The following is a 19873-nucleotide window of genomic DNA, read 5'->3' as shown; positions in this document are numbered from 1 at the left end:
ATTTAAATTATAATTTTAAATAAATTATTAAAGGAAGGTTAAAGTTTTGTTACAATGACTAACTTTTTAGTTGAATTATAAAGCGTTAAATTTGATAGTTATTGATGTACCTTCATTTTTCACACTATTTATATCCATTTCAGCTCTATGTTGAGAAACTAGATGTTTGACAATAGCCAAACCTAATCCAGTACCTCCTACACTTCTACTTTTGCTAGGATCAACAGTGAAAAATCTTTCGGTGATTCTATGTATTAGTTCTTTAGGTATTCCTATTCCCTGATCTTCTACAGATACTACATTTGTTTCACCTTCTTTTTTGGTAGAAATTGTTATGGTTTTATTTTTATCGCTATACTTAATTGAATTATCAATAAGGTTCGTAAATATTTCAATTAATTTATCTCTATCACCTATAATCTTAAAATTATCTGTTTTATTTAAAACAATATTAATATTATCTTTTTTAATAATCTTTTCATAAGTCTTAATAACAAATTCTAATAATTCTATTAGATCAATTTCATGAGTGGGTCTTATATGTTCTTGTAATTCAATTTTGGATAAAGAAAGTAAATCTCTTATTAAATTTTCCATTCTTTCAGATTGAGAAATCATTACGGGAAGGAAATTTTTTACCTCAGAATTATCTTTTAATTCAGAATTTTTTTCAAATGTTTCAAGTCCCATTTTGATCGATTGCAAAGGTGTTCTTAGTTCGTGAGAAACATTTGCAACAAAGTCAGATTTTAATTGTTGAAACTTATAAAACTCAGTTAGATCTCTAATAAATAAAACACATGTAGTTTCATCAAAGAAAAGGTCTCTTTTATCTAAATATATAGTGATATTAAGTCTTGATACTGATTGTGTTCGAATTTCTATCTCAAAATCAGATAAATTTTCGCCATTGAAAGCTTTATCTATAGAATTGAGTAAATCTGGGTTTCTTAAAAAACCACTTAAATTTTCGTTTAATTTTATTTGAAACCAATTTGTAGCTGAATTATTGCTAAATAAAATTTTTTTACTCTTATCTACAACAATGACTCCTTCTGGAATATAATTTAATAAATCATAGATACTTCCTCTATATTCTTTGTTTTCAATTATCTTAATTTTTTCATTATTATTTTTTTCTTCTGTATTAATACCTAACACTTTTTCTTTTTTTAGGAGAAAAAAAATTAAAACAGCAATGATAAATAAAAGTATAAAGTTTAATAAATCCACTTATTTTACTCTTCCATAAACATCTTGATATCTGACAATATCTGTTTCCTTTAGAATAGATCCTACTTGGGCTTCAACTATCTTAACTGGTTTTTTTCCAGGATTTTGAATTCTATGTATCGCCTCTAATGGAATAAAAATATGTTCAAATGGTTTTTTAATAAAACTATCTTTATTTAAAGTTATCTTTGGATTTCCTTGGGTAACTAGCCAGTGTTCAGCTCTATGGTGATGTTTTTGAAGACTTAATATTCCATTTGGTTTTACAAATAACTCTTTGATCAAGAATTCTTTACCCTCAAATAAATTAGTATATCTGCCCCAAGGTCTATAAAATACATTTTTCTTCTTAATGTATTTATTTTTATTTTTGTCATACATCTTTAATATTTCTTTCCAACTTCCAAGATCTGACCATGGAATATCTAATTTTATCGCATTGATTTGTTTTGTTTTTTCTAAGATTGCATAATCAAATGATTTTGCAGTAGCTTTTATAAATGAAGCTTTATTGAGATAATAAGTATTAGATTTATATTTAGCTTTTTCTACAGCCTTAATACAATTTCTATAAATGGTAGGTTGATATTTCTTAAAGTTATTTATTATCGAGTCTTTTCTTAAAAAGAACATTCCTGAATTCCAATAACCTTTCTTTTTAATTACTTGTTTTGCTTTTGCTTCTTTTGGTTTTTCAATAAATTTTGTTACTTTATTTATATTTCCTTTAATTTTTTTTGTTAAAAAATAACCATATTCACTTGATGGTGAGGTTGGTTTAATTCCAAATATAAATATATTTTGATCGTTTAAATTAGATTTGTTCTTGGCAATTGATCTATTAAAAACACTTACTTTTTCAATTAAGTGATCTGCTGAAAAAAACATTAAAGCTTGTTCGTTAGGAATATCTTTTATTAAAGCAGTGCTTAAAATTGCAGGAGCTGTATTTCTTTTAGCTGGCTCTAAAACAATCTTATATTTCTTAATTTTATGTTCATTTAAATGTTGCTTAACTTGTTTAAGATATTTTGCATTAGTGCTTATAATCGGAGCATCAAAAATTGATCCTTTAACTCTTTCTAGGGTTTTACCTAATAAAGTCCAGCTACCAAAATCAATGAATTGTTTTGCCTGATGATTTTTAGAATTAGGCCAAAGTCTAGTTCCAGCTCCACCACACAAAATTACTGGACGAATTTTCATTAAATTTTTGAGTATTCTTTAACCTCTTTTTTCTTACCAGGATGTGTTGGGGCACCTAAATAAGCAGGTCCAACAGTTTGTGCGTATTTCCATAAAGTTCCTGATCCAAAATCTGATTTTTTAGCTTTCCATTTTTTTCTTCTTGAAGCTAATTGTGCTTTAGTTAGTCGAACATTAATTGTTCCTTTCTTAGCATCTATATCAATGATATCTCCATTTCTAAGTAATGCTATAGGTCCACCTAAAGCTGCCTCTGGTCCAACGTGACCTACACAAAATCCTCTTGTTGCACCTGAAAATCTTCCATCAGTAATAAGAGCAACCTTCTCTCCTTTACCTTGACCATAAATTGCACCAGTTGTTGAAAGCATCTCTCTCATACCAGGTCCACCTACTGGTCCTTCGTATCTAATAATAATTACATCACCATCTTTGTATTTTCTTGTTTGAACTGCTTTCATTGCGCTTTCTTCATTATCAAAACATCTCGCTCTTCCAGTAAATTGTAATTTTTTTAGTCCAGCAATTTTTACTATTCCGCCTTCAGGCGCTAAATTACCTTTTAATCCAACAACACCTCCATCTGGAGATAATGGATTATTGTAAGCTCTTAAAACTTTTTGTTTTGGATTAAATTTAATATTTCTTAAATTTTCTTTCATAGTTTTACCTGTAACTGTCATACAGTCACCATGAATGTACCCACCATCATAAAGAGTTTTTAATAACATTGGAACACCACCTGCTAACCACATATCTTTTGCAACATATTTTCCACCAGGTTTTAAATCTGCAAGATAAGGTGTTCTTTTAAAAATCTTAGCAACATCCATTAAATCAAATTTAATACCAGCTTCATTTGCAATTGCAGGTAAATGTAAAGCTGCATTAGTTGATCCACCTGTTGCAGCCACAATTGTTGCTGCATTTTCTAAAGCTTTTCTTGTAACAATATCTCTTGGTTTAATTCCTTTGGCCAACAAATTCATTACTTGTTTTCCACTTTCTTTTGCGTATTTATCTCTTTCTTCGTAAGGAGCTGGAGTTCCAGCGGAATAAGGAAGCGCTAAACCAATGGCTTCTGAAACACATGCCATAGTATTAGCAGTAAATTGTCCACCACAAGCACCAGCACTTGGACAAGCAACAAGTTCTAATTTTCTAAGTTCTGCTGCTGACATTTGTCCTGAAGAATGTTTTCCAACAGCCTCAAATACATCAACTACAGTTACATCTTTTCCTTTGTATCTTCCTGGGAGAATTGAACCACCATAGATAAATACACTTGGCACATTCAGTCTAACCATCGACATCATTAAGCCTGGTAAAGATTTATCACAACCGGCAATACCAACTAAAGCATCATAACAGTGCCCTCTTACGGTTAATTCAGCAGAGTCAGCTATAACTTCTCTTGAGATTAATGAAGATTTCATTCCTTCATGTCCCATTGCAATACCATCAGTTACAGTAATTGTACAAAATTCTCTTGGAGTACCACCAGAAGCTCTAACACCTTTTTTAACTGATTGAGCCTGTCTCATTAAAGCTATATTGCAAGGTGCAGCCTCATTCCAAGTAGAAACAACGCCTACAAATGGTTTTGATACGTCTTTTTCAGTTTCACCCATAGCATAATAGAATGATCTATGTGGTGCCCTATCTGGACCTATTGATGTATGTCTACTTGGTAGTTTCTTTTTGTTAAATTTTTTCATTATAAGCTTTCAATGGTTAGTGATAATTTTTTTATATCATTTTCTAAATTATTATAATTAGATTTTTCTTGTTCAACAATATCTTTTGGAGCTCTATCTACGAAACCTTTGTTGGTTAATCTCTTCGATATTTTATCAGCTTCTTCTTTTAATTTGCTTTGTTTTTTTACTAAATTTTCTTTTATCAAAGTTAAGTTTACATTTTCATCGAAATAAACCTTATAAATTTCACCAGATATTACCATCGAACCGGATGATTTATTTTGATCATCTTCTAAAAACTCATTAACTCTTCCAAGTTTTTTTAAAACAGTACTATTATCATTTACAAATTTCTTGGTTTCTTTTGATAAATTACCAATTGATATTGTTGTAAAAGACCCAGGGCTTACATTTAATTCATTTTTAAATGATCTAAGTTCAGAAATTATATCAATAATTTTTTCTACATCTTTTTGAGATTGATCAATTTTTATCTCACCAGATGGCCAATTATGGTGCATTAAAAAATCTTTACCTGAATTATCAAATTTATTTTTTAACCATATTTCTTCTGTTACAAATGGAATAAATGGATGGAGCATCACTAAAATTTGTTTAAAAACATAAGAAGATACTTTTTTAACTTCATTAATATCTTCTTCTTTATCAGAAAATAGTATCGTTTTTGATAGTTCTAGGTACCAATCACAATATGAATTCCATGCAAATTTATAGGCATTTTTTGCAGCCTCATCGAAACGATAATCCTTAAGATTTTTTTCAATAGTATTTTTAGTTTGTATTAATTCTGAATAGATCCATTTATTAATATTTAAAGATAATTTAGGTACTTCATTTGTTGATGAAAAATCACACTTATTAGTTATTAAAAAATTATTAGCATTCCATAATTTATTTAAAAAATTTCTATAACCTTTAACTCTGTCTTCTGATAATTTTACATCTGTACCTGGTGATGCCATTGACAATAAAGTAAATCTTAATGCATCGGCACTATATTGATTTATCAAATCTAAAGGATCAATAACATTTCCTTTTGACTTAGACATTTTTTGTCCTTTTTCATCTCTAACTAATGCATGAACATAAATATCTTTAAATGGCTCTTTGTTTAAAAATTCCATTCCAAACATCATCATTCGCGCAACCCAGAAAAAGATAATATCAAAACCAGTTACAAGAACTGTTGTTGGATAAAACTTGTTTAACTCTTCTGTTTTTTCAGGCCACCCTAAAGTTGCAAAAGGCCATAAACCTGATGAGAACCAAGTATCTAAAACATCAGGATCTCTATGTAATTCAACATTCTTTTTGTAAAATTTTTTAGCTTGTTGTTTTGCATCGTCTTCATTTTCAGCAACAAAGATTTTTTCATCTGGACCATACCAAGCAGGTATTTGATGACCCCACCAAAGTTGTCTTGAAATACACCAAGGCTCAATATTGTTCATCCATTGAAAATATGTCTTTGACCAATTTTCAGGAAAAAAATTTGTTTTTTTATTGTTAACTATTTCTTTAGCTTTGATTGCTAATTTTTCTGCATCCACAAACCATTGATCGGTTAGATAAGGTTCAATGACAGAATTAGATCTATCTCCATATGGAACTTTATTTTTAATATTCTCTTCTTTTACAAAAAAATCTTTTTCTTTTAATTCTTTTAAAATTTTCTTTCGTGCATCAAATCTATTAAGACCAATATATTCTTGTGGGGCATTTTCATTAATTTTTCCTTCCTCCGTAAATACATTAATTATCTCTAGATTATTCCTAGCACCTACATCATAGTCATTAAAATCATGCGCTGGTGTAATTTTCAAAGCACCTGTTCCCTGTTCAGGATCAGCATAATCGTCTTCAATAATCTTAATTTTTCTTCCTACAATTGGAATTGTTACAGTTTTACCAACAAATGATTTAAATCTTTTATCAGTTGGGTTCACTGCAATTGCGGTGTCTCCTAACATTGTTTCAGGTCTAGTTGTTGCAATAGTGATAAATTGATCAGAATTATCTATTGGATATTTTATGTAATAAATCAATGAATTCATTTCTCTTTGATCAACTTCTAAATCTGAAATTGCAGTTTTAAGAACGGTGTCCCAATTTACTAATTTCTTAGCTTTATAAATTAATCCTTTTTTATGAAGGTCTACAAAAACTTTAATTACTGATTTTGAGAGATTTTCATCCATTGTGAATGCATTTCTACTCCAATCACATGAACAGCCTAATTTTTTTAGTTGGTTTATTATGATATCACCATATTGATTTTTCCATTCCCAAACTTTTTCAATAAATTTTTCTCTTCCAATATCATTTTTATTTATGTTTTCTTTTTCTAATTTTCTCTCCACTAAGGCTTGTGTGGCTATACCAGCATGATCAGTACCTGGTTGCCATAAAGTTTCATGGTTATTCATTCGGTAGTATCTAACTAGTAAATCTTGAATAGAATTATTTAAAGCGTGACCCATATGCAAACTTCCGGTTACATTCGGTGGTGGAATAACTATAGAATATTGTTGCGAATTCTGTTTAGGTTTAAATAAGCCGTTTTTTTCCCAATAGGAATAAATTCTATCTTCGACATCAGAATGTATATATTTATCACTACTCATGAGAGAATTAGTTTATAATTTAATAATTCAAATTAACAATAATCAAATTAAATCGTTATTTAATAGACTATTGATTTAATTTAATTATAAAGCCATTGTAACTTATTTTGCGTATCAAGTGGCAACGTGGCGGAATGGTTACGCAGAGGATTGCAAATCCTTGTACCCCGGTTCGATTCCGGGCGTTGCCTCCAATAAAAATGTTCTTGTTTTAATTAAAAAAAAAAGTAAATTTGGGTTTTTACATTCCTCGGTAGCTCAGTTGGTAGAGCAGTTGACTGTTAATCAATTGGTCGCAGGTTCGAGTCCTGCCCGAGGAGCCAAAAATCAAACAGCCTTTGAAATTCCTGGATTATTAACCTGAAGAGTTTTATCAAACTTGTTTTTCTGGTCTGGTGTCAATTCTGAATATACTTTAGCTAAAAAATTATAATTCACATTCATATGACCTTCTTGTGATTTTTCTAAATTCACAAGATATTCTGAAAAATCTTCAAAGAAATAATTTATCGGCACTTTTAAGTAGTTGGATAGTTGAAGTAGTCTTATAGAGCTAACTCCATTAGTGCCTTTTTCATATTTTTGTATTTGTTGAAATGTTACGTTTATAGCTTTTGCAACTTTTGTTTGTGTTAAACCTAGTGCTAATCTTCTAAGTTTTAATTTATTACCTAAATGTTTGTTAAAATTATCTTCCATTAAGACCCCTCTTAATATTTTGTATAATTTGAATTCAACCTGTTTTTTAAACCTAGTGCAACAATTAAATTTTTTTTTTTAATAAGAAAAGTAAAAAAATTAAGATGATGTCAAGTTTAAGTTGTATGCAATTTAAGAATAATGCTTGTGTATTTTGACGCTTATTAAAGTATCTGGCTTAAGAAAAGTTTAGTTCTATCGCTCTTAGGATTAGCAAAAAATTCTTTTGTTTCTGCTTTTTCGACTACCATACCTTCATCCATAAATATCATTTGATCTGCAACTTCTTTAGCAAAACCCATTTCATGTGTAACTACTATCATAGTCATTCCTTCATTAGCTAAGTCAACCATTACATCCAAAACTTCCTTAATCATTTCTGGATCTAATGCTGATGTTGGTTCATCAAACAACATGATTTTAGGTTTCATGCATAATGCTCTTGCAATAGCTACCCTTTGTTGTTGACCTCCAGATAATTGGCCAGGATATTTCTGGGCTTGATCTAAAATTTGTACTCTTTCAAGGTGTTTTAAAGCAATTTCTTCTGCTTCTTTCTTTGGCAATTTTTTTACCCAAATTGGAGCCAATGTACAGTTATCTAAAATTGATAAATGTGGAAACAAATTAAACTGTTGAAATACCATTCCAACTTCAGCTCTTATTTGCTCAATATTTTTTGTATCTTCAGTTAAAGTTGTGCCATCAACTATAATATCACCCTCTTGATGCTCTTCTAATCTGTTAATACATCTTATTAAAGTTGATTTTCCTGATCCAGATGGTCCGCAAACTACAATTTTCTGTTGAGATTTTACTTCTAAATTTATGTCTTTTAAAACTTGAAAGTCTCCAAACCATTTATTTACATTTTTAATTTGAATTATACTATCTGACATAAATTATCTCTCTGTTTTATATTTTTTCTCTAATTTGTAGCTATATTTACTCATTGCATAACAAATAATCCAGAAAATTATTGCAGCAAATACATAACCTTCCATTGCAAAACCTAACCATTCTGGATTAGTTTTTGCTAAATTCAGCATTCCAACAATTTCTAAAAGACCAACTACAAAAATTAAAGGTGTGTCTTTAACTAATGCTAAGAAAGTGTTGGCTATTCCTGGAATTACTAATTTTAATGCTTGAGGTAAAATTACAAAAATATGCATTTTCCAATATCCCATACCTAACGATTTGGCAGCTTCGTATTGACCTCTAGGTAGCGCTTGCAAACCTCCTCTGATAACTTCTGCTACGTAAGCTGCTTCAAATAAAGAAATAGCGATAATTGCTCTTACAAGTTTATCAATAAAGAAGTCTTCTGGTAAAAACATAGGAAACATAACGGCTGACATAAACAATACAGTTATTAATGGAACACCTCTCCAGAACTCAATAAACCCTACTGAAATATATCTAATGATTGGAAAGTTTGATCTTCTACCTAGTGCAAAAGCCATACCAATCGGAAAACAAAAAATTAAACAGAAAAATGAGATAATAAAAGTAAGGGATAATCCTCCCCATGCACCTGTTTCAACCCAATTTAAACCATCTAATTTACCTAATTCAATTAATTCTTCATAAAAAATGAAATATTTCAAAAGTATATAAATTGTTATTGGAACTAATAAAAAATAATAAAATCTAAATTTACTTGGAATAAAAAATCCTACTATTATTGAGACTATAGCTGCAATAATTCCATAAGAAAAATCAAAAAATACTGGTCCACCTGAAATAAAGAAAAAGATAAATAAAAAAGCAATAAATGGATAAATTATAACGTAATATAAAGTTAAATATTTTTTAAATTTTTCTGTAGCAAAATATCCAACAGACCCAAGCAAAGCTAAAGAAATAAATGATAAATTAATTCTCCATTGCTCGGCATTAGGGTACATGCCATACATAAATCTTCTCATCCAAACTTTAATATATGTCCAACACGCGCCTGCGCCTGTGCAAACATCTTTACTATCACCTGCAAAGCTCGCGTCGGCAAAAAACCAACTGAAAATTGGAGGTGTTGATTTGATTATTATAAAGATTATTAACAAAGATAATAATGCATTAAAATTAGTAGTATTTATATTCTTATTAATTAAATCTAGATATTTGATCCCACTATTTTCAATTCTAATAAAATGAAGACCTATAAAACCAATTATCAATGGAAATAAAAAGCTTAATGTGGCTGGTAAAAAACCAGTTATATTAGAAGAATAAAATGAATTTAAAAAAACATCTAAAACACTAATAAAGAAAAGTGCTGATCCTAAATACAAAAATGTATTTAGATTTTCTTTATTAGGTTTCATAAAGTTTATTTTTGACACTAATTATTTTTCCTTAATAGCAATTTTTTTGTTGTACCAATTCATTAAAAGAGAAATTGATACACTTAAACTTAAATAGGTTAACATTGTAATAGAAACAATTTCAATTGCTTTACCTGTTTGCATTAATGCAGTTCCTGCAAAAACCAAGACCAAATCTGGATAAGCAATCGCAGCTGCTAATGATGAGTTTTTAGTTAAATTTAAATATTGATTAGTTGTTGGTGGAATAATTATTCTTAATGCTTGAGGCATTACAACTAATTTTAACACTTGATTAGGTGTTAAACCAATAGATGCTGCAGCTTCTTTCTGACCTTTGCCAACACCTTGAATACCAGCTCTTACACATTCTGCAATAAAAGTGGCAGTATATAATGACAAAGACAAAGTTAATGCAATTAATTCAGGTGGCAAACTCACACCACCCTCATAAATAAATGAAGTTGTTGCTAATTGTTTTAATTTAGGAATTTCAAATGATAGACTAACACCTCCAATTAAAAAACTTAATAAAGGTAAGATTAAAATTAAACCAAGTGATATCCATAATACAGGTAATTGTTTACCTTGTGTTTCTTGAACTTTTTTAGCGTGAACTCTGATGACAATTATTGCTATTATTGCAGCAAGTATTGAATAAAAGAATATATTAAAATTCTCCCAAATAAAGGCTGGTACATACAAACCTTTAATCGTTAAGAAAAATATTCCAAAAATTGCTTCCGCATCTTGCGGTAAAGGTAGCGCTCTTAAAGCTGCAAAATACCAAAAAAATATTTGTAACAATAGAGGAATATTTCTAAAAAATTCTACATAAAAAGCTGCAAAGTTATTGATTAGATAATTTGGTGATAATCTCGCAACTCCAACTATTACTCCTAAAATAGTTGCAAAAATTATTCCAATTACAGAAACAAGAATTGTGTTTAACAATCCTACTAAATAAGCTCTGAAATATGAATGCGATCCGTCATATTCAATTAAAGAAAACTGAACATCGAAAGAAGATTCTTGTGATAAGAAGCCATATCCAAAATCAATACCCCTGTTCTCCATATTGACTTGAGCGTTATATGAAAAGAAACCAAATATAGCTATTACAAATAAAAGTGTAATTATCTGAGGGATTAAGTTTTTTATCTTAAAATTCATCACGTGATTTATAAAAAAAAGGGCTAGAAAAATCTAGCCCTTTTTAACTAATTAAATGTGCAATTATCTTGCAGGTGGTACGTAAAGAATTCCACCTTTAGTCCATAATTGGTTAGGACCTCTGTCAGGTAAAATTCCTGTGTCTGCTATATTTCTTTTATAGCTTTCACCGTAGTTACCAACTTGCTTAATAATTCTTAAGCTCCACTCGTTGTCTAGACCAAAAGCAGCACCTAATTCACCTTCAGCACCAACTAATCTTTTGATTGCTGGGTTTTCTGAAGTTTTCATAGAGTCTGCGTTTGCTGAAGTAATTCCGTATTCTTCAGCTTCGATCATTGTGTTTAAAGACCATCTTACGATATCTTCCCACACAGCGTCCCCTTGTCTTACAACTGGACCTAATGGCTCTTTAGAAATTGTTTCTGGTAATACAATATGTTCATCTGGGTTACTCATTTTAGTTCTTTGAGCAGCTAATCCAGATTTATCAGTAGTGTAAGTATCACATCTACCAGCATCGTATGCAGCTACAACTTCGTCAGCTTTTTCAAAAGCTACTGGCTCATAAGAAATTCCTTTTGAATTAAAGAAGTCTCTCATGTTTAGCTCTGTAGTAGTACCAATGTTTGTACAAGCAGAGATACCATTTTTGAATTGGCTTGTTGAAGTTATTCCTGAGCTTTTTCTAACCATGAAACCTTGACCATCGTAGAAGTTTACACCTACGAAAGTAAGACCAATGTCAGCATCTCTAGAAAGTGTCCAAGTAGTGTTTCTTGATAAGATATCAATCTCACCAGAAGTTAAAGCTGTAAATCTTTCTTTAGCACTTAGTGGTGTGAATTTTACTTTATTCGCATCACCTAATACTGCAGCAGCTACCGCTCTACATACATCAACGTCAACACCAGTCCAATTTCCTGATGCATCAGCATTAGAAAATCCTGGAAGACCTTGAGATACTCCACATCTTACAAAACCTTTCTTTTGAGTGTTTTTAAGAGTTTTAGATTTTTTAGCAGCCATAGACTCTGTTGTAAAAGTAAACAACACAGCAACCATTGCTACTAAAGAAGTCAATTGTTTTAAGTATTTAAACATTATTCTTCCTTTTAGTTATTTGTTAACAAATAATTCAAAAACTAATTTGAATTGGCGGGAATTTAATCATGTTAGATTAACTAGCGCAAGGCCAAAATAGACACAATATATAGCAATTTTTGGTGGCGCGCCCTGGAGGATTCGAACCTCCGACCCTCGGTTTAGAAAACCGATGCTCTATCCAGCTGAGCTAAGGGCGCATAAAGCAAATTATATATTCTATATATTACAAAATTAATTTTTAAAAAGATATTTTTTTAAAATCAGAAATATAGTTAATAATTCAATTCTGCCGATAATCATGAATATTATAAGTAAATACTTATTTAAAAAATGTAGATTTTGAAAGTCAAAATCACTAATTCCATATGCAGAAGAATTAACAGTATTCATTAAGGTTAAAACCGATAATTTAATACTTTGTTCAAAATCAATATTAAAAAAACTCAATATTATAGTAAGTGAAAAAAAAGAAATTATAAAAACTAATATTGATAAAAAATATTTATTTATCACCTCAAAATTAAAATTTATATTTGAAAAAGCTAATTTACTCATAAAAATATTTCTTGGTTTGCTAAATGAAAGCATTTGATTAAGAGAAAACTTTAGTAATGTATAAATTCTTATAAATCTTAAACCTGAGCTTGTTGAAAAAAAAGACCCTCCTATTATTACCAACATCATAAATATAAAACTTAGATAAGAATGTTCCGAACTAGGTGCAAAACCAATATTGGAAATACTACTAGAGATCATAAAAAATAGATCAATAAAATTACTATTAAAACTAAAAAAAATAAAAAAAACTGAGAGCAAAATAATTAGATAAAAAACTAAATGAAAATCTTCATAAAAAAAGTCCTTATTATTATCTTTAAAAAAAATTAAATTATAAATAAAAAAAATACTAAAATATGAAATTAACATTAGAAATGAAAATATTAATTTTTGGACATCAGTTACTAAAATTGATGAAATTTCATTAACTGGAAGAAACCCTCCAGAAGAAATCAATGTCATACTTAAATTAAAAGAATTAAATGTTCTTACATCAAATAAATTTAAAATTAAAAATATTAATATTGTTAATGAAGAATAAAGAACAAATATCTTAATTGTTTGTTTAATAATCTCTGAATTATTGAACGAAATAAAATTAGTTAAAGATTTTTTAAGACTATCATCATAAATATCGATTAGAAAAATAATAGAAAATAAAAAATAAAATCCTCCAATCCATTGAATAGAAGATCTCCAAATTATTAAGCTTTGATCAATATGTTTTATATTTTCAAAAGTAGAAAAGCCTGTTGATGTAAAGCCTGATACACTTTCAAATAATGAATTAATAAAAGTTAAATCATAAATACTAAAATAAAATGGGATAGATAAAATCAGAGGTAATGTGACGTAACCGAGTAAAATAGTTAAGATCTTATTAAATATATTGGGCTTATCATCAGGAGATCTTAACTTAAATGTCAATAAAGAAATAAGTAATGAAACAACTAAGGTATAGAAATATGTATCAAGATTTAGATACAAATTGAAATAATATGAGTAAAGAATATTAAAAAAAGAAAGTACCGAAATTAAAGCGAAAAAGACGCTTAAATATTTTAATCTTATTTTTAACATCAATTAAATTGAGCTAATTCTAAATAAATTTTCAACTAGTGAAATTGTTTCTTTTTTAGCAAGAAAAACAACAGTATCATCTTTTTTAAAAAAAAAATCTGATCTTGGTATAATTATTTTTTTATCTCTTAAAACTGCTCCTATTCTTATCTCCTCAGGTAAACCAGAGTCTTTTAATGATTTGTTAATCAATTCAGAAGTTTCAATAATGTCTGCTTCTATAACTTCATATTCACCATTTAAAATTGTATATGCTGTTTCTATTGTTCCTTTATGAACATGTTTTAAAATACTTGATACTGTGTTCATTCTTGGATCTATAAAATCGTCAATCTTTAATGATGATTGAAGAAGTGAATAATTTGGTTTGTTAATTAACGCCATTGTTCTTTTATCTTCAATGGTCTCGTTATCTTTAGCAAACTTCTCAACAAGAACACTTACCATCAAATTATCTTCATCATCATTTGTTAAAGCAAGGACTGTTTCTGCTTCTTCTAGATTTGCTTCTGTTAAAACTTCTTCATCTAACCCATTGCCATTGATTACAATAGAGTCATGTAATTCATTAGCTAAATATTCGGCGCGCTCTCTATCTTTTTCAATAATTTTTATTCTTGCAGCATCATAAGTTTCTTCTAAATTTTTTGCTAAATTAAAACCTATATTTCCGCCACCAATGATTAATAATTTTTTAGAAACTTTCTCACTATGACCAAACGCTTCTAGAGTTTCTGTCATTTGATTAGAGTTAATTATTACATAAATTTTATCATCATTTTTTATCGTATTGGTTTTTTTAGGTATTAAAAATTTATCATTTCTAATAATTCCAACAATATTTGCCTCAAGATTTGGAAACTTATTTGTCATTTCATTTAGTTTGACATCAATTAATGGACAATCATCTTTAATTAGAATTTCTAATAATCTTATTTTGTTTTCAGCAAATGGGACGCTATCAAGTGCACCTGGGGCCTCTAATTTCCTTTGTATTGATTTGGCTATCTCTAGTTCTGGTGAAATGATTACGTCAATTGGTAAGTTTTCTTTATTATATACTCTACTAAATTTTGGATTAAGATAGTCTTGAGATCGAATTCTAGCTATCTTTTTCGGTACGTTAAAAATCGAGAACGCAATTTGACATATCAACATATTTATTTCGTCATTTCTTGTTACAGCTATAATCATGTCTGCCTCAGCTGCGTTAGCTTTTTCAAGGATTGATGGGTATGTAGCTTTACCTACAATAACTTTAACATCTAAGGTGTCATTAATTTTTTGAATGTCTTCACTTGAGAGATCAATTACTGTTATTGAGTGACCTTGTTCACTAAGTAATTTAGCGATGGTAAAGCCTACTCTACCAGCGCCACAGATTATTATATTCATTTAATTAAATTCTTTAATTCCTAGACCTTTTAATTTTCTATGGAGAGCACTTCTTTCCATGCCAACAAAACTTGCTGTTTTTGATATATTTCCATTAAATTTCTTTAATTGAACTATTAAATACTCTTTTTCAAATTTTTCTCTAGCTTCTTTTAATGGCACAGAAAGTGTGTTTTCAGTAACTTTTTCATTCAAAGTATCCGTTTTTATAGACTCTTTAATAATATTAGAAATTTTATCTTTAGTATCTGGTTGTAAAATAGCAATTCTCTCAATCAAATTTCTTAGCTCCCTTACATTACCTGGCCATAAATGATTGATTAAGTAATTATTATTTTCATCAATATCAAGTTTTTTAATATTATAGTTTTCAGATATTTTCTCTGAAAAATAATTTATTAAAAAAGGTATATCAGAAATTCTTTGGTTTAATGGTTCTATGTTAATTTCAAATACGTTAAGTCTATGATAAAGATCTTCCCTAAAGTTTCCAATTTCTATTTCATTTTTTAAATTTTTACTTGATGAGCAGATAATTCTTACATCAACATTAATATCATTATTACCATTTATTCTTTTAAATTTTTGATCTACTAAAACTCTTAAAATTTTTGATTGAATATCTAAAGGAATTTCTGATACCTGATCGATCAAAAGAGTTCCTTTATTTGCTTTTTCTAATGCACCATAGGAAATAACTCCATTTTGTTTTTCTTCGCCAAAAAGTTCCAGTTCATATTTAGCTGTATCAAGTAATGCTCCATTTAAAATCACAAATGGTTTTTTATTTCTTTTAGATTGTTTATGTATTTTTCTAGCAACAAGTTCTTTACCAGATCCTGATGGTCCATTAATTAGAATTCTACTATCTGTAATTGAAATTTTTTGAATTTGATCTTTGATCGTAATTATGTTCTTACTGTCGCCTATTAAATCATAAGAAGAAAATAGTTTTGTTTCATATTCTCTATTTTGTTTTTTTAGTTGATAATTTTCAACAGCTCTGTTCACAAAATTCAATAATCTTTCTAAATCAAAAGGTTTCTCTATAAATTCAAATGCACCTTTCTTTAAAGATTTAACTGCCATTTCAATATTTGCATGGCCTGAAATAATTATTACCGGTATATCTTTATTCTTAGTTCTTATGTGTGACAGCAACTCTATACCATCGTTATCACCTTTATCTAATTTTACATCTAATATAGCAACATCAGGTAATTTTTTATCAATTTCATTTAAGGCCTGGTTGTAGTTAGCAGCCAATCTTGTTTTGTAACCGTGATCTAGAATGATATCATTTATAGAATTTCTGATATCTGCATTATCATCAACAATTAATATTTCTGCTGTCATTATCTTTTAAACAAGATATCTATTTTTGCTCCATCATCGATAGGTATAAATTCGATTTTTCCATTGTGATCGTTTACGATTTTACTAACAATAGACAATCCTAAACCTGTTCCATTTTTTTTAGTTGTAAAATAAGGATTAAGAATATCTTTTATATTTGCTGCAAATATTCCAAAACCAATTCCATTATCAACTATAGTAATATTTATATGGTCGTTATAATCATTAATATCAATAGCTATTTTCTTTGAAAAATCTTTGTTATTTTCTGATTTTTGTTGAATACTCTCAATAGCATTTTTGATTAAATTAAAAAACACCCTTCCTAATTGTTCCTGATCACAATTAAAAATTATTTTCTCTGAATTTTTATTAAATTTGATCTCAATATTTTTATCAAGTTCTTGAAGTAATTTAATATTATCATTGAATATACTAATCAGATCATTTTCTTGTAAAATTGGTTTTGGCATCCTAGCAAAATCTGAAAATTGATTTACCAATTTTTCAATTTGTTTAATCTGATTGTTAATAATTTTTAAATTATCCTTAAATGTGTCTTGTTCATCAGAATTAATTTGATCTGAAAACTTATTCTTAATTCTATCAATGGTTAATTGAATAGGTGTTAATGGGTTTTTAATTTCATGAGCCAACTTTCTTGCTAAATTACCCCAAGCTTCATGTCTTTCATTTATAATAAGTTTTTCTTGTTGATCTTTAAGTTTGCTTATCATTGAATTAAAATTTCTATTTAATAATTCTAAATCTTTATCAGTTTTTATTTCTGGAACTTTTGTATTTAAGTTACCATCTCCAATAGCAACAGATGCTAAAATTAAATTATTTATTGATCTAAAAAATCTTGAAGAAAAACGTATAGCAATCGTTATTGATAAGAATAATAACAGAGTTACTACGATAATATAAATAATCGCAAATGATATTTTGATGCCAGTACTTTTTTCTTCAACCGTATAATAAAAATTGATCGCTTCTTGAGACTCTGTCAAATATCTTGAAATATCTTTACCTAATAATTTTACCACATACAAAAACCTATCATCAAAGTTTTGCAACCTCATGATGGCTGAGGAAGTATTCTCAAACGCATTAATAATCTTTAATGGTCTATCATCAGTTAAAACCATTTTTAACGCGTCATCTACAGGAGGTATATATTTACTGGTATCATCTGATGATGATAAAATTAAATTCTTATTTTGATCAATTATGTGAACTTCATCTACATCTCTTATTAGTTTTTGAGTTTTTAAAAATCTTTTAAATTCATTTTCATTTGCATTTAAAAAATTTTTTGCCTTATTGGTATCGAAAGCAATCAAAACAATATCAGACTCAATTTTATTTCTAACTTCTTGAACATAACTTTGAGCAAGTTCATAAGAATTATTTACTACAGTAGTAACTTTTTTATCAAAATATTTTTCTAATGCGAATGAGAAAAGAAATAGTGAAAAAATTGAGATTAAAATTGATGGAATTAAAGTAAATAATGAAAAATAAGTTATATATTTTTTATTAGAACTTAAACCATCTTTATCGATGTCATTTTTAATTGTTTTTTTTACCTCAAAGAAAATGAAACCAAATAATAAAGCTAAAAGCCCAATATTTAGTACTAATAGGTATTGAAGATTATTCTGAGTTAATTGAATAAAACTTTTATCAATGAATGTTAAAAATGTTACAAAACCAATGAATAAAGTAATTGTAAAAAGAATTATTATAAATATGTTTTTTTTAATAAAATCTACCATTTGTATATATTTAAAATGAATTGCGCTCTTATAATATTAGCTTCTGGAAAAAGCAAAAGGTTTAAGTCAAAAATACCTAAGCAATATAATATATATAAAAATAAGCCAATTTATATTCATTCAATTGAGAAGGCATTAAATTCAAAGTTATTTAATAAAATAGTCCTAGTAAGTGATAACCCAAAAAGAATCAAAATTAATGATAAAAGAATTAGTGTTATTAAGGGCGGGAAAGAAAGATCAGACTCATCTTTATTAGGTTTAAGATTTTTAAAAAAATTTAACATTAAAAATGTATTAATTCATGATGCTGCTAGACCAAATTTTTCTATTAAACTATTGAAAGATTTAACCAAAAATTTAAAAAGCAATATTGCTGTTATACCTGCTTTAAATTCTAGAGACTCTTTAAAATATAAAATAAAAAATAAGATATATAATTTAAATAGAGATAATTCATATTTAACACAAACACCCCAGGCTTTTAGATTTAAAGATTTATATGAACTTGCAATTAAACAAAAAGCTAAAATTACAGATGAAGCAACACTTTTTGTTGAAACAGATAAAAAAGTAAAATTCATTAAAGGAGAAAATAATAATAATAAAATTACTTTTATTGAGGATATAAATTCAACGAAAAACTTTATGGGAATAGGTTTTGATATTCATAAATTAGTGAAGAATAAAACTCTTTTCTTGGGTGGAATTAAAATTCCATTTCACTCGGGTCTCCAAGGTCATTCTGATGGAGATGTAATTTTGCATTCAATTACAGATGCTATCTTAGGTGCTTTACGACAAAAAGACATTGGCACACATTTTCCAAGCAACAATAATAAATTTAAGAATATAAGATCGCCAAAAATGTTAAAACCAATAATAGAGAAACTTAATAAAGGAAATTTCTATTTTAATAACATCGATATAAATTTAATTTGTGAAAAGCCAAGAGTATCTAATCATAGAAATAAAATAATAAAATCATTAGCAAAATTATTAGATATAGATGAAAGTTTAATTAATTTAAAAGGTAAAACTGTAGAAAAGTTAGGTTTAATTGGAAAAGAAAAAGCAATTGCTTGTGAGGTTATTGTTTCAATTTCAAAATATGATTAAAAAATTTAATTTTTTATTTGTCACAATGTTTGGGTTAGGTCGTATAGGATTTATTCCAGGCACTTTTGGATCATTGGCCACTGTATTATTATTATTTTTTTGTTTTCATATATTAAATATTTCATCAAATATAATTCTTTTCATCATGATAATTACTTTTTTATATTCTTTCATAGCAATAAAAAATCATACAAAAGATAGTGATAACAAAGACCCTGGTGAAATAATTATTGATGAATTTATAGGACAGGCAATACCAATATATTTATATGAAATCTCTCACGGAACAGAAAAAGCTACAGATCAAGCAATTTTTATTTATGCAATCTGCTTTTTACTTTTTAGATTTTTTGATATCAAAAAACCTTTCCCAGTAAATTATTTTGATAAAAAACATAAAAATAGTTTTGGCGTTGTAATGGATGATGTTTGTGCGGGCTTCTATGTTGTCTTATCATTAATATGTTTTATGGTAGTTAAAAGCTTCATCTAAT

Annotated in this window: 15 protein-coding genes and 3 tRNA genes; 4 read left to right on the top strand and 14 right to left on the bottom strand. The window is 28.1% G+C overall.

All coding sequences use genetic code 11. The features are described 5' to 3' along the window. Positions 1–75: 75 nt before the first annotated feature. The 4 genes from ACTT9P_RS04405 to ACTT9P_RS04390 are packed head-to-tail and all read right to left on the bottom strand — an operon-like array spanning position 76 to position 6784. Positions 76–1233, bottom strand: a complete 1158-nt coding sequence (locus tag ACTT9P_RS04405; RefSeq protein ID WP_440909483.1) for an ATP-binding protein — start codon at positions 1231–1233, stop codon at positions 76–78. Continuing rightward, on the bottom strand, positions 1234–2439 hold the full coding sequence (locus ACTT9P_RS04400; RefSeq protein WP_440909482.1) for a sugar phosphate nucleotidyltransferase: 1206 nt from the start codon (positions 2437–2439) through the stop codon (positions 1234–1236). After that, a complete protein-coding gene (ilvD, locus tag ACTT9P_RS04395) occupies positions 2439–4157 on the bottom strand; it encodes a dihydroxy-acid dehydratase (protein ID WP_440909481.1) in 1719 nt (572 codons plus the stop codon). Before ilvD ends, ACTT9P_RS04400 begins: the two co-directional genes overlap by 1 nt. Continuing rightward, on the bottom strand, positions 4157–6784 hold the full coding sequence (locus ACTT9P_RS04390; protein ID WP_440909480.1) for a valine--tRNA ligase: 2628 nt from the start codon (positions 6782–6784) through the stop codon (positions 4157–4159). Before ACTT9P_RS04390 ends, ilvD begins: the two co-directional genes overlap by 1 nt. Before the next feature lie 120 nt (positions 6785–6904). Between ACTT9P_RS04390 and ACTT9P_RS04385 the strand changes: the two genes are divergently transcribed. Both ACTT9P_RS04385 and ACTT9P_RS04380 read left to right on the top strand, forming a co-directional pair. Then, positions 6905–6978: transfer RNA gene (locus ACTT9P_RS04385), tRNA-Cys, on the top strand. Positions 6979–7031: 53 nt separating this feature from the next. Continuing rightward, positions 7032–7107: transfer RNA gene (locus tag ACTT9P_RS04380), tRNA-Asn, on the top strand. Positions 7108–7111: 4 nt separating this feature from the next. Here the strand turns inward: ACTT9P_RS04380 and ACTT9P_RS04375 are convergent. From ACTT9P_RS04375 to ACTT9P_RS04330, 10 genes are all read right to left on the bottom strand, one after another. Beyond that, the gene (locus tag ACTT9P_RS04375; protein WP_440909479.1) at positions 7112–7483 is read right to left on the bottom strand and encodes a helix-turn-helix domain-containing protein; all 372 of its coding nucleotides are present in this window, start codon (positions 7481–7483) and stop codon (positions 7112–7114) included. Between the two features lie 164 nt (positions 7484–7647). Further along, the gene (locus ACTT9P_RS04370) at positions 7648–8382 is read right to left on the bottom strand and encodes an amino acid ABC transporter ATP-binding protein (RefSeq protein ID WP_440909478.1); all 735 of its coding nucleotides are present in this window, start codon (positions 8380–8382) and stop codon (positions 7648–7650) included. A 3-nt stretch (positions 8383–8385) separates the two neighbouring features. Next, on the bottom strand, positions 8386–9828 hold the full coding sequence (locus ACTT9P_RS04365; protein ID WP_440909477.1) for an amino acid ABC transporter permease: 1443 nt from the start codon (positions 9826–9828) through the stop codon (positions 8386–8388). A 3-nt stretch (positions 9829–9831) separates the two neighbouring features. Beyond that, positions 9832–10983: an amino acid ABC transporter permease gene (locus tag ACTT9P_RS04360; protein WP_440909476.1), complete on the bottom strand. Its 1152-nt coding sequence runs from the start codon at positions 10981–10983 to the stop codon at positions 9832–9834. 63 nt (positions 10984–11046) lie between these two features. After that, entirely contained in the window at positions 11047–12087 is a 1041-nt protein-coding gene (locus ACTT9P_RS04355; protein WP_440909475.1) for an amino acid ABC transporter substrate-binding protein, read from the bottom strand. Positions 12088–12210: 123 nt separating this feature from the next. Beyond that, positions 12211–12287: transfer RNA gene (locus ACTT9P_RS04350), tRNA-Arg, on the bottom strand. A 34-nt stretch (positions 12288–12321) separates the two neighbouring features. Beyond that, positions 12322–13575, bottom strand: a complete 1254-nt coding sequence (locus ACTT9P_RS04345; protein ID WP_440909474.1) for a TrkH family potassium uptake protein — start codon at positions 13573–13575, stop codon at positions 12322–12324. Between the two features lie 156 nt (positions 13576–13731). Then, complete coding sequence (trkA, locus tag ACTT9P_RS04340) at positions 13732–15123, bottom strand: Trk system potassium transporter TrkA (RefSeq protein ID WP_440909473.1); 1392 nt, start codon at positions 15121–15123, stop codon at positions 13732–13734. Beyond that, on the bottom strand, positions 15124–16479 hold the full coding sequence (locus ACTT9P_RS04335; protein ID WP_440909472.1) for a sigma-54-dependent transcriptional regulator: 1356 nt from the start codon (positions 16477–16479) through the stop codon (positions 15124–15126). Then, positions 16479–18260, bottom strand: a complete 1782-nt coding sequence (locus ACTT9P_RS04330; RefSeq protein WP_440909471.1) for an ATP-binding protein — start codon at positions 18258–18260, stop codon at positions 16479–16481. The genes ACTT9P_RS04335 and ACTT9P_RS04330 overlap by 1 nt, the downstream gene beginning before the upstream one ends. 15 nt (positions 18261–18275) lie before the next feature. Here ACTT9P_RS04330 and ispF point away from each other — a divergent pair, with 15 nt between their 5' ends. Next, positions 18276–19379 (top strand): 2-C-methyl-D-erythritol 2,4-cyclodiphosphate synthase, encoded by a 1104-nt coding sequence (gene ispF, locus ACTT9P_RS04325; protein WP_440909470.1) that lies wholly within the window; start codon positions 18276–18278, stop codon positions 19377–19379. Beyond that, complete coding sequence (locus tag ACTT9P_RS04320; protein WP_440909469.1) at positions 19372–19872, top strand: phosphatidylglycerophosphatase A family protein; 501 nt, start codon at positions 19372–19374, stop codon at positions 19870–19872. The genes ispF and ACTT9P_RS04320 overlap by 8 nt, the downstream gene beginning before the upstream one ends. Position 19873: the final 1 nt, after the last annotated feature.

It is taken from the genome of Candidatus Pelagibacter sp., assembly GCF_052048095.1.
GTDB lineage: Bacteria > Pseudomonadota > Alphaproteobacteria > Pelagibacterales > Pelagibacteraceae > Pelagibacter.
This window is presented reverse-complemented; position numbering and strand designations above follow the sequence as displayed.

Excerpts from the sequence above, each read along its gene's own strand:
- ACTT9P_RS04370 (WP_440909478.1), bottom strand. The coding sequence starts at position 8,382 with ATGTCAGATAGTATAATTCAAATTAAAAATGTAAATAAATGGTTTGGA.
- ilvD (WP_440909481.1), bottom strand. The coding sequence starts at position 4,157 with ATGAAAAAATTTAACAAAAAGAAACTACCAAGTAGACATACATCAATA.
- trkA (WP_440909473.1), bottom strand. The coding sequence starts at position 15,123 with ATGAATATAATAATCTGTGGCGCTGGTAGAGTAGGCTTTACCATCGCT.
- ACTT9P_RS04390 (WP_440909480.1), bottom strand. The coding sequence starts at position 6,784 with ATGAGTAGTGATAAATATATACATTCTGATGTCGAAGATAGAATTTAT.
- ispF (WP_440909470.1), top strand. The coding sequence starts at position 18,276 with ATGAATTGCGCTCTTATAATATTAGCTTCTGGAAAAAGCAAAAGGTTT.
- ACTT9P_RS04355 (WP_440909475.1), bottom strand. The coding sequence starts at position 12,087 with ATGTTTAAATACTTAAAACAATTGACTTCTTTAGTAGCAATGGTTGCT.
- ACTT9P_RS04320 (WP_440909469.1), top strand. The coding sequence starts at position 19,372 with ATGATTAAAAAATTTAATTTTTTATTTGTCACAATGTTTGGGTTAGGT.
- ACTT9P_RS04400 (WP_440909482.1), bottom strand. The coding sequence starts at position 2,439 with ATGAAAATTCGTCCAGTAATTTTGTGTGGTGGAGCTGGAACTAGACTT.
- ACTT9P_RS04330 (WP_440909471.1), bottom strand. The coding sequence starts at position 18,260 with ATGGTAGATTTTATTAAAAAAAACATATTTATAATAATTCTTTTTACA.
- ACTT9P_RS04360 (WP_440909476.1), bottom strand. The coding sequence starts at position 10,983 with ATGAATTTTAAGATAAAAAACTTAATCCCTCAGATAATTACACTTTTA.
- ACTT9P_RS04375 (WP_440909479.1), bottom strand. The coding sequence starts at position 7,483 with ATGGAAGATAATTTTAACAAACATTTAGGTAATAAATTAAAACTTAGA.
- ACTT9P_RS04335 (WP_440909472.1), bottom strand. The coding sequence starts at position 16,479 with ATGACAGCAGAAATATTAATTGTTGATGATAATGCAGATATCAGAAAT.